This is a genomic window from Mesorhizobium neociceri (genome assembly GCF_013520985.1).
GTDB lineage: Bacteria > Pseudomonadota > Alphaproteobacteria > Rhizobiales > Rhizobiaceae > Mesorhizobium > Mesorhizobium neociceri.
This window is the reverse complement of record NZ_JACDTY010000007.1, coordinates 309,516-321,732: the sequence shown is the minus strand read 5'-3', so window position 1 is coordinate 321,732 and position 12,217 is coordinate 309,516. Positions and strand designations below refer to the sequence as shown.

Here is a 12,217-nt window from a genome sequence, read left to right as displayed (position 1 = left end):
GCTCGCGAAGATCATTGGAAAGAGGTCGGGTCATCAGATGCTGGCCTCCACTCCAGCCAGCATCTTGAATCACAAAACCGACAAATCGGGAATCCCCTTCGATTCCATCAAGTCGTGAACCGCTCTAATGCCTAAAATGCCTCACGCCGGTAAACACCATGGCGATGCCATGCGCGTCAGCGGCGGCGATGACGTCGTCGTCGCGCATCGATCCGCCGGGCTGGATGACGGCGGTGGCGCCGGCTTCGATGGCCGATAGAAGCCCGTCGGCGAAGGGGAAGAAGGCGTCGGAGGCAACGACCGAGCCTTTGGTCAGAGGCTCGGCGAGACCGGCAGCCTCGGCGGCGTCGAGCGCCTTGCGGGCGGCGATGCGCGAGGAATCGACGCGGCTCATCTGGCCTGCGCCGATGCCTACCGTGGCGCCGTCCTTGGCGTAGACGATGGCATTCGACTTGACGTGCTTGGCGATGCGGAAGGCGAATTTGAGGTCGGCCATCTCGGTTGCCGTCGGCGCGCGCCTGGTCACCACCTTGAGTTCGAGATCGTCGATCACCGCATTGTCGCGACCCTGGACGAGCATGCCGCCGGCGACAGATTTCACCGTGGTGCCGGTAGAACGCGGATCGGGCAGGCCGCCGGTGACCAGCAGGCGCAGGTTCTTCTTGGCGGCAACGATGCGGACGGCGTCTTCCGAGGCGTTCGGCGCGATGATCACTTCGGTGAAAGTCTTCACGATCTCCTCGGCCGCCTCGGCGTCGAGGATGCGGTTCATGGCGACGATGCCGCCGAAGGCGGAGACCGGATCGCAGGCCAGCGCCCTGGCATAGGCCTCTGTCAGCGAAGCGCCTTCGGCGACGCCGCACGGATTGGCGTGCTTGATGATGGCGACGGCGGCGCAGCGGTTGGGGTCGAACTCGCCGACCAGCTCGAAGGCGGCGTCGGTGTCGTTGATGTTGTTGTAGGACAGCTGCTTGCCCTGCAGCTGCCGCGCCGTTGCGACGCCCGGACGCTTGTCGCCATCGACATAGAAGCCGGCGCGCTGGTGCGGGTTCTCGCCATAGCGCATGACGCTTTCCAGCCGGCCGCCGAAAGCGCGCCAGGTCGGGTGCTCAATCTCCAGCGTCTCGGCGAACCAGCCGGAGATAGCCGCATCATAGCTGGCGGTGCGGGCAAAGGCCTTGGCCGCCAGCTTCTTGCGGAAATCCAGCGACAGCGAGCCGATGTTCATCTCCAGCGCATTCAGCACCGAGGCGTAGTCGCCGGGATCGGTGACGATGGCGACATAGGCATGGTTCTTGGCCGAAGCGCGGATCATCGCCGGGCCGCCAATGTCGATGTTCTCGACGATCGCGGCGTAGTCGGCGCCGGAACGGCGGACCTCCTCGAACGGGTAGAGGTTGGAGACGAGAAGATCGATCGGCTCGATGTGGTGATCATGCATCGCCTTGGCGTGCTCAGGATCATCGCGCACACCGAGCAGCGCGCCGTGCACCGACGGATGCAGCGTCTTGACACGGCCGTCCATGATCTCGGGAAAGCCGGTCAGCTCGGAGACGTCGCGCACCGCGAGGCCCGCCTCGGCGATCGCCTTTGCCGTACCGCCGGTCGAGACCAGCTCGACGCCGGCCGCGGCCAAGCCTTTGGCGAAGTCGATCAGACCGGTCTTGTCGAAAACCGAAAGCAGGGCGCGGCGGACGGGAACGAGGTCGGGTGCCGGAATGTTCTTGGCGGCGACGGCCATGGGCTGGCGGCCTTTCAGGGCTGATTGGCGAGCGTTGCCGGGCCGTAGCACATGAGGTCAGGAAATCAAGCCGGAAGCTCGATCAAGCCGGCGCCGGCAACGACGCTCAGTTGTTGTCGGGGTAGCCGGCGATGCCGGTGCGCGTCAGCTGCCAATGGACCTCGGCAATTTCCGAGGCCTTGAAGGCGAGCACGATCTGGCGGCTGCGGCGTGGGCCGCCAAGGCCGGCGAAATAGATCGATTCCTCGACCTCCGGCACCACCTCTGAGCAGGTGAACACCCAGGTGTCGGCCTGGTCGGCGGCCAGAACCAGGCGGTCATGCTCATCCTGGAGAAGATTGATGTCGGGGTGGATGTGGAAGCGCACCACGACGAAATCGCGGCCATTGTTGCGGATAGCCGTGCCGCCGGGGCGCAGAAAGCGATCCCGGCCGGCAAGCACATTGCCTTCGCTGGACAGTTTCATCTCGCGCTCATGCAGGAAGCCGAAGCGCTGGATATAGCCGTCATGGCGAGCAATGAAGCCTTGCGTGCCCTTCTGGTCGATGCGCTTGCACGGCACCTGCTGCGGGCCGCCGAGCAATGGCGTGCCGAGCAGGTCGTTGACGCGCAGCGAATGGGAAAACCGCGCCGACGAGGTGTCGTTGAGGGTGGCGGTCGAATGCGCTGCCGTGGCGCGGGCCAGCGGCCGAAATTCTGCGGCACCGTAGGTGTCGATGCCGGCATTGACGACATAGTGCTGACGGCCGGAGGAGAGCTCGAAGGCGAGGCACCCGGCATGGGCGGCGTTGGACACGTCGACAGGTGGCGATGCGCCGGTATCGGCAATGACCGTCACGCCGCCCATCGACAGCCGTTCATAGCCGGAATGCGGCGCGTGCAGCAGCGGCGCGCCGGCGGTGTCGTCATGGCGCAATATGGTGGCGATGCGGTCGTGGATGGTCGCGCCCATGCCGTTGAAGCGGGCGAGGCTGCCGTCCTGGTGGCGGAAGAAACGCAGCGCCGGCAGCATGCGATCAATGGCGCCCATCAAAGCGGACGGCGGCGTTTCGGCCTGGTTGGCATAGGTCTGGCGCAGCGGCAGAAGATCTGCAAGCAGTTCGAGCACCGCCATCGGATTGCGCGAAATATGGCCGCCGTCTGGAAGGATCTGGCGGTCGAGTTCCTCGGCGAGGTGGCGGGTGGCGCCGCGCAGTGCCGAGGCCGGCGCCGGCAGCGACAGCGCGGCGAAAGCCAGCGCGATGCGGGCGCGCAGCCTGTCCTTGCCATCCGGCATTTCGCGCGCCATCGAGCGCAGATAGCGGATCTGCACCGCAAGCGATTTCAGGAAGGCGCGATAGAACGGAAATTCGGCCCCTTGTAGGACAACCGAGGAATGTTGCAGCCAGGCGATGACGCGTTTGGCCGTGGTGCCGGGCTCCCAGGCAATGCCGGAAATCTGGTTGCCATGCATGGCGATCCAGTCGGAAACCAGCGCGCGGGCATTGGCGGCGGCAAGCTCGGTGCCGGCGGCGCGCATGTGGCGCAGCCAGCGAAAGCCGTGCAACGTTTTCACCCAGCCGCGATTGGCGACGTCGATCTGGAACGGCGACTTGCCGCCGGTCTCGACCAGATGGCCCGACAGCGGATAGCGGCCATAATAGATTTCGAGCGCGATCTGCGGGTCGGCAAGCCTGAGGTCCGGCGGTGCAATCAGGACGCGCTCCGGCGTGCGTCCGGAATAGCGCCAGCGATAGACTGGCCCTGCCCGCAGGCGCCGGCGCGTCTTGCGCCAAAACTCCTTAGCGACAAGCGTCCACAGACGTGTCGTGCTGCCGGCAGCCAGTGCCAAAACCCCTCCTCGTCACCTAGTGATAGAGCATGATGTTGTCCGAAAACCGCGTCACCCTTTTCGGCATCATGCTCCTGTACCCCAGCACAAGCTTATATGATTCAAGAACTTATGCGAAGTCGAATTCCGCCGACGTGAAGGGCTTCACGCTGCCGGCGGCCGACCCATCCCGAAAAAAGTCAAACGATTTCCGAGGCTAAGCCCGACAATCCGGCACTCACTTGTGGTTGTGACGCGATCGGAACTCGCTCGGCGAGCAGTTTTCGCGATCGCGAAACAGGCGGAAGAAATAGAAGGCGTCGTGGATGCCGACGGCGACGGCGATGGATTCAACCGATGAATCGGAAGCTGCCAGCATCTGCTTGGCGCGGTCGAGCCGAATGCGCAATTGAAAGGCCTTGGGCGACATGCCGGTGGCCAGCGCGAACCTGCGGCGCATGGTTGCCGGCGACATCCCGAATTTCGCGGCAAAGGCGTCGAGGTCGACCGAATCGCAGGCGCAGCGGCGCAACTCGTCGATCATGGGCTGGATGTCGGCGGCAAGGCCCGGATCTCGTTCGCGGTTGATCCGATCCGCCGCTTGGCGGGCGGCCCGCACGACGATGCCATGCATCGTGGCAGCGGCTTCCGCCTGGCTCAGCACCGTGTCGAGCGAAAGTTCGCTGCGCAGTCTGTCAAACAGACGCTGCATATCGCTGAGATCGCTCAGCCGGACGACAGGGGCGGCCTCGGCGATGAGCCGCAGCCGGGCGAAATCGCGCGTCAGGGCGCCGTCGAACAGCGCCCAGCGTTCCAGCCATCCCGATGCGTTCGGTCCATAGGAATGCGTTTTGCCGGGAAACAGCCAGAACAGGGCGGGTGCCGCGACCGCCTGCCTGCCGCCGGCTTTGGTTTCGAGCCAGCCTTGCCCGTCCTCGACCAGCACCACGGCGAAATCCGGCAGTTTGCGCGCTGTGATTGCCTGCGTAACCCGATGTCGGCCAATCCCGGTTACCGACAGGCCGCCGGCGGCGGAAGGCGCGGACCTGTAGAGCGCGAAATGGCGATCGAGCATGAGCGAAAAGTCCAGTTCTTCGTTCTATCCATGGCCGGAGCGATGACAGACATGGCACTGTTTGCTGAGATGACAAATCATGGGTGACTGAAATGTCAAGATCGGCAAGCGGTGCGCAGCTTGAGGACACTGTTCCTGCGATCACTTTGATCGCCAACGGCAAGACATTGTCGACGGCGCGGAACCGGCTGGGCTATCTCTCGCCGACCGACCCCAAGGTCGCCATCGAGACCATCCGCAAGCTCTTTGCCGAGCAGGGCTATGTCTGGCTGAAAGGCGTGCTGCCGCGCAGCGACGTCATCGATTTTCGCGGCTGGGTGTTTTCGCATCTGGCCGATACCGGGATGCTGAAGTCTGGGTCCGATCCTGCGCTTGGGTTGGCGGCGGCCGGCGCGTTCGACCGCCAGCTCGCCGATCGCCGGCTGATGGCGCTGGTTCGCTCCACCGCCTATGAAGGGTTTTGCGCGCAACCACTGCTGTCGCGGCTGATGGATGCGTTTGTCGGCGGGTTGTCCTACTTGCACAAGCGCAAGCTCATGCGCTTCACCATGCCCGGCACATCAATGGCGACGCCGGCGCATTACGATCTCGTCTATCTGCGCGGCGGCACCAGCCGCATCGTCACAGCCTGGATTCCGATCGGCGACGTTTCCGTCGACATGGGCGGCCTGGTCTATCTCCAGGGCTCGCACGCAATCGGCCTCGACATGGAAGCGCGCTTCGCCAGGGACAATGCCGACCTCCGCCCCGAAGAGCGCATCAGCGCCTTCAACAGGAACATGAGTGACGGCGGCTGGGTGTCGAAGGACCTGCCCGACATGGCCGAACGGTTCGACACGCGCTGGCTGATCGCGGATTTCGAGGCGGGCGATGTCGTCCTGCACTCGCCCTACATGATCCATGCCTCGACCACCAACCACAGCGCGGAGGGGCGTATCCGGCTGTCCACCGATATCCGATACCAGAATGTCGACGATGAAATCGACGCCCGCTGGGCCAACCACTGGTCCTTAGACGACATGCTCTAAAGGCAGACTGATATTCAGCTGAGGCCTGCCTGCAAATGGTGGTCTCCTGCGCTTCCGGTGCTCATATGTGGACGGCCCCCCGCTTGCAAGGATGGTTGAGATAGTTTGATCGGGTCTCTTGCGCTCATATGTCCGGCCTTTTGCGCGCGGATCTGAGAGCGCTGGCCAAGATGGGCTACGCGGATAGCGAGTTCCAAACACGTACACGACATTGGCTGCCGGTGAGCACCTCGGAATGCCTCGCTGGTCCCGGTTCGACCGGTCACACCATCTTCTCCTCTGCTTGCAAGTTCCGGCCTTCAGCGTCGAGTGTGGGCTCGGCGCCGAATTCTGAATGCTCTACGGCTGCACAGGTGCCGGACAGGTGGCGTCGACGGGGCGATATTGCTCGCCGCTGATCATCAGTTTCCAGGCGATACGGGCCAGCTTGTTGGCCAGCGCCACCGCAGCAAGCTTGGGAGCTTTGCGCGCTATCAGCGCCGACAGCCATGGCCAGACCCGTTTGCTGCCGCGCCGCATGTGCTGGATGAGAGCGGTGGCGCCCACCACCAGTACGCTTCGCAGCATCTCATCGCCAGCACGGGTAATCACCCCAAGCCTGTTTTTGCCTGCTGTTGAATGGTTCTTCGGCGTCAGTCCGAGCCAGGCGGCAAAGTCCCGTCCCGACTTGAAGCCGTGTGCATCGGTAACCTTGATGGCCAGCAGCGTCGCTCCGACAGGACCGATCGCCGGTATGGCGGCCAGTCGCCGGCTCATTTCGCTCTGTCTGTGAAGCTCAAGCAGCTTCTCATCGAGCGTGGCGACTTCGGTGCCGATGTGCGCATAGTCGCGCGCCAGGGTCTCGAACATGTCCCTGGCCGTGTCCGGGATTGTCGCGTCAGCGCGAATGTCGGCCAGCAGATCGCCGAGCCGGGAAAGTCCCTTGGGCGCGACAAGGCCGAACTCCGCCGCAAAGCCTCGCATCGAATTGGCCAGCTGCGTGCGCCGGCCGATGAACTGCGCGCGCAGTTTCGCCAGCATTTGCGATCCCTGCTGAGCGGCGCTCTTGGTGGGAACGAAACGCATATCTGGCCGGCTCATGGCCTCGCAGATTGCCTGCGCATCGGCTGCATCCGATTTGGAGCGTTTGACATAGGGCTTCACATACTGCGGCGGCAGCAACACCACTTCATGGCCCAGCGCGCGCAATTCCCGCGCCCAGTAATGGGCCGAGCCGCAAGCCTCCATGCCAATCTTCAGCGGTGGAAGCCCGGCAAAGAAGGCGAGCACCTGATTGCGCCGCAGTTTCTTGCGCAACACAGGCTGCTCGGCTTCATTCACGCCATGGAGCTGGAAAACGCTCTTTGACGTATCCATGCCAATGCGAATAATCTTATCCACGGACGGTCTCCTTGATTGAGATTTGCAACGACCTCATTCTGGCACATTGCGATGCCGTCGGGGGCCGTCCACCCCAACACGTACTTAAGTACGCTCCGCTCCGGTTCTCGGAAGCCGACATTTTCGACTCGGCCTGACCTGAATCTCAACACACCTAGACTGCCAAGCTAATAAAATAAAAAAGGGCGCCGAGAGGCGCCCGTTTGCTTTTGTGGAGGCGGGTGTGTCACACGGCCGTCACTGCCGCTGGCGATCCTGTGGTGCCCTCATCAAAGGATCGCACCCATGAAAAGATACGCATCGCTTGCGGCAGGACTGCTGCTGTTCATCGCCGGCTCGGCCGCCCAGGCCGAAGACGCAAAACCCTTCGTCACCAACAAGGACGTCGACCTGACGATGATCCTGCCGCCGCCACCGGCCAATGATTCGGCCGAGACCAAGGCCGAGCTCGGCGCCGTGCTGACGCTGCAGGTGACGCGCACGCCCGAAATGGAGGCCAGCGCCATAGCCGACGCCGAAGAAGACGTCTGGCGCTTCACCAATGTCATGGGGCCGAACTTCAACAAGGAAAAGCTGCCGAAATTCGCAGCCTTCTTCGATCGCGTCGTGGCCACCGAAGGCGCGGTCGTCGACCCGGCCAAGGATGTCTGGAAGCGTCCGCGCCCGCACCAGCTCAGCGACCTCGTCAAGCCGGTGGTCAAACTGTCGAGCTCAGGGTCCTGGCCCTCGGGTCACGCCACGGTCGGCACCATGATGGGCATCATCCTGGCCGACATGGTTCCGGAAAAGCGCGCCGAGATCATGGCGCGTGCGGCCGAATATGCCCACAACCGCGTGGTCGGCGGCATCCACTATCCGTCCGATGTCGAGATGGGCAAGATCTCGGGCAGCGTCATTGCCGTCGTCCTGCTCAACCGCGACGACTTCAAGGCCGAGTACGACGTCGCCAAGGCCGAGTTGCGTTCCGATCTCGGCATGTAAGCTATACCCGACAGTCGGTTTTTCGACGGGAAGGGGCGCCAGAGGCGTCCCTTTTTCGTTCATGGCCGTGATCCAAGAGGCAGTTCGGCAATTCGCCCGTTGGCACGGCGGCATCGGATTGATATTCGACGCAGCGAGCTTCTTTCGCCACGGCATTTGGAAATCGATGATGCGGCTACGCGACTGTCACAACTTTTCCGACTTCCGACGCATGGCGCAGCAGCGGCTGCCGGGACCGATCTTCAATTATATCGACGGCGCCGCCGACGATGAGGTCACCTATCGCCGCAACACCGAGAGTTTCGAGCGCTGCGACCTCGTCCCCAACGTGCTGCGCGGTGTGAGCGAGATCGACATGTCGGTGACGGTGATGGGCCAGAAGCTGGCAATGCCCGTCTATTGCTCGCCGACCGCCTTGCAGCGGCTGTTCCATCATCAGGGCGAGCGTGCGGTGGCCAAGGCTTCGGCCAAATTCGGCACCATGTTCGGCGTTTCCTCCCTCGGCACGGTCAGTCTCGAGGAAGCGCGCAAGATCAGCAGCAGCCCGCAGGTCTACCAGTTCTATTTCCACAAGGACCGCGGCCTCAACCGGGCGATGATGCAGCGGGCAAAGGCGGTTGGCGTCGAGGTGATGATGTTGACCGTCGACAGCATCACCGGCGGAAACCGAGAGCGCGACAAGCGCACCGGCTTTGCCATTCCCTTCAAGCTCAGCCTTGCCGGAATGCTGCAATTCGCGCTGAAGCCGGGCTGGGCGATCAACTATTTCACCCATGAGGGGTTCGAGCTGCCGCAGCTCGACGAGCATGTCGACATGGGCGGCGGCACGATGTCGATCAGCCGCTACTTCACCGAGATGCTCGATCCGTCGATGACATGGGACGACGTCGCCGAGATGGTCAAGCTGTGGGGAGGTCCGTTCTGCCTCAAGGGCGTCATGTCGGTGGAGGATGCCAAACGTGCCGTCGAGATCGGCTGCAGCGGCATTGTGCTGTCGAACCATGGTGGCCGACAGCTGGACGGCTCGAGGGCTGCTTTCGACCAGCTGGCCGAGATCGTCGATGCCGTCGGCGACCGAATAGACGTCATCATGGATGGCGGCGTGCAGCGCGGCACGCATGTGCTCAAGGCGCTGTCGCTGGGCGCCAAGGCTGTTGGCGTCGGGCGCTACTATCTTTTCCCGCTGGCGGCGGCCGGCCAACCAGGCGTCGAGCGGGCGCTCGAGCAGATGCGGGTCGAGATCGAGCGCGGCATGAAGCTGATGGGCTGCAGTTCCATCGAACAATTGTCGCGCACGAATCTCCGATTCAGGTAAGTTCAAGCCATGAAATCGTCACTCGAAGACACGCTGCTCGCCGCGATCCGCACCATTCCGGATTATCCCAAGCCTGGCATTCTGTTTCGCGACATCACCACTCTGCTCGGCAATGCGCGCGCCTTCCGCCGCGCCATCGATGAGCTGGTGCATCCCTATGCCGGGCAGAAGATCGACAAGATCGCCGGCATCGAGGCGCGGGGCTTCATCCTCGGCGGCGCTGTGGCGCATCAGCTTTCAGCCGGCTTCGTGCCGATCCGCAAGAAGGGCAAGCTGCCTTACGAGACGGTGCGCGTCGCCTACAGCCTGGAATACGGGCTGGACGAGATGGAGATGCACAAGGACGGCGTTGCGCCGGGCGAGAAGGTGATCCTGGTCGATGATCTGATCGCCACTGGCGGCACGGCGGAAGCTGCGGTGAAACTGCTCAGGCAGATCGGCGCCGATATCCTTGCCGCCTGCTTTGTCATCGACCTGCCGGATCTCGGCGGGCGCGCCAAGCTTGAGGCGCTGGGGGTTCCGGTGCGGACGTTGATTGGGTTCGAGGGGCATTAGGCGCTTCTTCCTTCTCCCCTTGTGGGAGAAGGTGTCGCCGAAGGCGACGGATGAGGGGTGTTCCAGGGAACGCCAACGTCTCACTCCGCTGGAACACCCCTCATCCGTCTTGCCGCTTCGCGGCAATCCACCTTCTCCCACAGGGGGAGAAGGAAGAAACTACTCAGCCTTCACCAGCACGGCGCTGTCGAACTCCAGCACCTTGTCGCCTGTCGAATCGATCCCCTCCGAGCGCAGCGCCAGCAGCCGCCAGCCGGGGCGGGTGGCGAGCGGGCGGTGGGACAGTGCGGTGCGCATGAAGGTGACGGTCTCTCCGGCATAGACGGGCTTTGGCCATTTCAGATTCTTGAAACCGGGCGAGGGACCGAATTCGGGCACCAGGCCTGGGCCGGTCCACCCGGCATCCATGCGGGCCTCGACACTAAGTTTCATCCAGGTTGCCGCGGTGTGCCAGCCTGAGGCGCAGAGGCTGCCGAACACGCTTTTCTTCGCCGCCTCCTCGTCGACGTGAAAGGGCTGCGGATCGTATTTGCGGGCGAACGCCTTGATCGCCTCGGCGTCGAATGTGTGCGAACCGAGGTTGATGGTTTCGCCAATGCGGAAGAACTCGTCGAGGCTCATGCGCCGGTCTCCCGGGTCAGGAACATGACGGTGTTTTCGAGTTCAAAGACGCTTTCGCCACGGTGGTTGAGCAACTCGCTGCGAAACGTGACCAGGCCAAGCTGAGGGCGTGACTTCGACAGGCGCTTGGCCAGCACACCGGTCCTGCCGGAAAGCGTATCGCCTTCCAGCACCGGCTTCTTCCATTTGACCTGGTCGATGCCGGGCGCACCTTGGGCGGTCGAGTCGAGCAGGAAGGCGTCGCACAACATGCGCATGAAGATCGCACAGGTGTGCCAGCCGGAGGCAGCGAGCCCGCCAAGGATGCTGGCCCTGCCGGCTTCCTCGTCGAGATGCATCGGCTGCGGATCGAATTCGGCGGCGAATTCGACGATCTCCGCCGCACTCACCTTTTTGGCGCCGAGGTCGATCGACGCGCCCTCGGCGAAATCCTCATAGGCCCAGGTCTTTCCGGTCATGGGTCCTGATCCAGTTCAAAATTGTACGATCACCGGGCATCCGGATGCCGTCCGGGCGGCGTTTGGTCAAGCGAATTCTGTTGGGCCTAAAGCGGCTCGCGTTTGAACGGATTCAGGCGACGCGCTTTAGGTTTTTGTTTTTATGCATGTCGTTCTCTCAAAACCGGGGCCACTTTTGAGCGACATGCATTAGAGCCAGCCGCGGCGGCGGAAATACCAGAAGGGCAGGATCGCCGACAGGATCATCAGGCCGATAGCGAAGGGATAGCCGAGCTCCCATTTCAGCTCCGGGATGACGTCGAAATTCATGCCGTAGATCGAGGCCACCAGCGTCGGCGGCAGGAAGATGACGGCAGCAACCGAGAAGATCTTGATGATGGCGTTCTGCTCGATCGAGATCATGCCCAGCGTGGCATCGAGCAGGAACGAGATCTTCTGCGACAGGAAGGTGGCGTGGTCGGCGAGCGACAGCACGTCGCGCGACACGGTCTTGATGCGGGCGCGGATGTCCTTGCTCATCTTGGTCTGCGTCGCGACATGGGCGAGGAAGCCGGTGAGGCGCTGCAGCGAGATCAGGCTGTCGCGGATCGAGGAGGCGATGTCTTCCTTGCGCCCGATGGCCTTGAGCAGCTCCTGGAAATCGCGGTTGCGTTTGTTCACCTTGGTCGAGCGCGCCTCGAAAATGTCACGCGAGATCGTCTCGATGTCGCGGCCGGCGCGTTCGAGAATGTCGGCGAGGCGATCGACGATCGCCTCCAGCAGGCCGATCAGGATGGTGTTGCCCGTGGTGCAGCCGGTCGCCACCTTCTCGGCGCGCAGCGGAAAGGTCTTGAACGCTTTCGGCTCATGATAACGGATGGTGACCAGTCTCGGGCCGGCAAGCACGAAGGTGACCGGCGACATCAGCGGATCGTCGACCTCGGTCTGCGCCGGCAGAGTGGCGGTCATGAAATAGGCGCCGTCCTCGATATAGAGGCGGCTCGAAATCTCGATCTCCTCCATCTCCTCGCGCGTCGGAATGGCAACGCCGAGCCAGGTCTCGATCGTCGTCTCTTCTTCCTTGGTCGGGTTGAGAAGGTCGGCCCAGACGACCTGATCGCCATTGGCCACGAGATCATCGGCGATGCGCAGGCGGTCATTGTCGACGACGAAGGCCTTGATCATCGCCGGGTCTCCGTTTGTTGAGCCCAAGAGGTTTCGTTCGATAGCGATGGGTCTTGCACGCGCAGCCGTTCCCCACGGGGACAGCCAAG

11 protein-coding genes are annotated in these 12,217 nt (G+C 63.0%); 4 read left to right on the top strand and 7 right to left on the bottom strand.

The genetic code is table 11. From position 1 onward, the window contains the following. Window positions 1-124: 124 nt before the first annotated feature. From purH to H0241_RS17195, 3 genes are all read right to left on the bottom strand, one after another. The gene (gene purH, locus H0241_RS17205) at window positions 125-1,741 is read right to left on the bottom strand and encodes a bifunctional phosphoribosylaminoimidazolecarboxamide formyltransferase/IMP cyclohydrolase (protein ID WP_181058835.1); all 1,617 of its coding nucleotides are present in this window, start codon (window positions 1,739-1,741) and stop codon (window positions 125-127) included. 106 nt (window positions 1,742-1,847) lie between these two features. Next, window positions 1,848-3,572, bottom strand: coding sequence for a heparinase II/III family protein (locus H0241_RS17200; protein WP_181058834.1), 1,725 nt, complete (start codon window positions 3,570-3,572; stop codon window positions 1,848-1,850). Between the two features lie 217 nt (window positions 3,573-3,789). Then, a complete protein-coding gene (locus tag H0241_RS17195) occupies window positions 3,790-4,626 on the bottom strand; it encodes a helix-turn-helix transcriptional regulator (protein WP_181058833.1) in 837 nt (278 codons plus the stop codon). A gap of 92 nt (window positions 4,627-4,718) precedes the next feature. Here H0241_RS17195 and H0241_RS17190 point away from each other — a divergent pair, with 92 nt between their 5' ends. Then, the gene (locus H0241_RS17190; protein ID WP_181058832.1) at window positions 4,719-5,654 is read left to right on the top strand and encodes a phytanoyl-CoA dioxygenase family protein; all 936 of its coding nucleotides are present in this window, start codon (window positions 4,719-4,721) and stop codon (window positions 5,652-5,654) included. Between the two features lie 339 nt (window positions 5,655-5,993). Here H0241_RS17190 and H0241_RS17185 read toward each other — a convergent pair whose 3' ends face one another. Then, complete coding sequence (locus H0241_RS17185) at window positions 5,994-7,034, bottom strand: IS110 family RNA-guided transposase (protein ID WP_328824721.1); 1,041 nt, start codon at window positions 7,032-7,034, stop codon at window positions 5,994-5,996. Between the two features lie 285 nt (window positions 7,035-7,319). On the opposite strand from H0241_RS17185, the gene H0241_RS17180 reads away from it, so the two are divergent. The 3 genes from H0241_RS17180 (at window position 7,320) to H0241_RS17170 (ending at window position 9,885) form a co-directional block, all read left to right on the top strand. Continuing rightward, a complete protein-coding gene (locus H0241_RS17180) occupies window positions 7,320-8,015 on the top strand; it encodes an acid phosphatase (RefSeq protein WP_181058831.1) in 696 nt (231 codons plus the stop codon). A gap of 169 nt (window positions 8,016-8,184) precedes the next feature. Then, on the top strand, window positions 8,185-9,330 hold the full coding sequence (locus H0241_RS17175) for an alpha-hydroxy acid oxidase (RefSeq protein WP_181058830.1): 1,146 nt from the start codon (window positions 8,185-8,187) through the stop codon (window positions 9,328-9,330). A 9-nt stretch (window positions 9,331-9,339) separates the two neighbouring features. Further along, entirely contained in the window at window positions 9,340-9,885 is a 546-nt protein-coding gene (locus tag H0241_RS17170) for an adenine phosphoribosyltransferase (RefSeq protein ID WP_013529989.1), read from the top strand. 159 nt (window positions 9,886-10,044) lie between these two features. Here H0241_RS17170 and H0241_RS17165 read toward each other — a convergent pair whose 3' ends face one another. From H0241_RS17165 to corA, 3 genes are all read right to left on the bottom strand, one after another. Then, window positions 10,045-10,506 (bottom strand): MaoC family dehydratase, encoded by a 462-nt coding sequence (locus H0241_RS17165; RefSeq protein WP_181058829.1) that lies wholly within the window; start codon window positions 10,504-10,506, stop codon window positions 10,045-10,047. Then, a complete protein-coding gene (locus H0241_RS17160) occupies window positions 10,503-10,964 on the bottom strand; it encodes a MaoC family dehydratase (protein WP_181058828.1) in 462 nt (153 codons plus the stop codon). Before H0241_RS17160 ends, H0241_RS17165 begins: the two co-directional genes overlap by 4 nt. A 189-nt stretch (window positions 10,965-11,153) precedes the next feature. Next, a complete protein-coding gene (gene corA, locus H0241_RS17155) occupies window positions 11,154-12,128 on the bottom strand; it encodes a magnesium/cobalt transporter CorA (RefSeq protein WP_181058827.1) in 975 nt (324 codons plus the stop codon). Between the last annotated feature and the right edge of the window lie 89 nt (window positions 12,129-12,217).

Coding starts and splice junctions, on each gene's coding strand:
- H0241_RS17195 (WP_181058833.1), bottom strand. CDS start 4,626: ATGCTCGATCGCCATTTCGCGCTCTACAGGTCCGCGCCTTCCGCCGCC.
- H0241_RS17180 (WP_181058831.1), top strand. CDS start 7,320: ATGAAAAGATACGCATCGCTTGCGGCAGGACTGCTGCTGTTCATCGCC.
- H0241_RS17160 (WP_181058828.1), bottom strand. CDS start 10,964: ATGACCGGAAAGACCTGGGCCTATGAGGATTTCGCCGAGGGCGCGTCG.
- H0241_RS17190 (WP_181058832.1), top strand. CDS start 4,719: ATGTCAAGATCGGCAAGCGGTGCGCAGCTTGAGGACACTGTTCCTGCG.
- corA (WP_181058827.1), bottom strand. CDS start 12,128: ATGATCAAGGCCTTCGTCGTCGACAATGACCGCCTGCGCATCGCCGAT.
- purH (WP_181058835.1), bottom strand. CDS start 1,741: ATGGCCGTCGCCGCCAAGAACATTCCGGCACCCGACCTCGTTCCCGTC.
- H0241_RS17175 (WP_181058830.1), top strand. CDS start 8,185: ATGCGGCTACGCGACTGTCACAACTTTTCCGACTTCCGACGCATGGCG.
- H0241_RS17170 (WP_013529989.1), top strand. CDS start 9,340: ATGAAATCGTCACTCGAAGACACGCTGCTCGCCGCGATCCGCACCATT.
- H0241_RS17165 (WP_181058829.1), bottom strand. CDS start 10,506: ATGAGCCTCGACGAGTTCTTCCGCATTGGCGAAACCATCAACCTCGGT.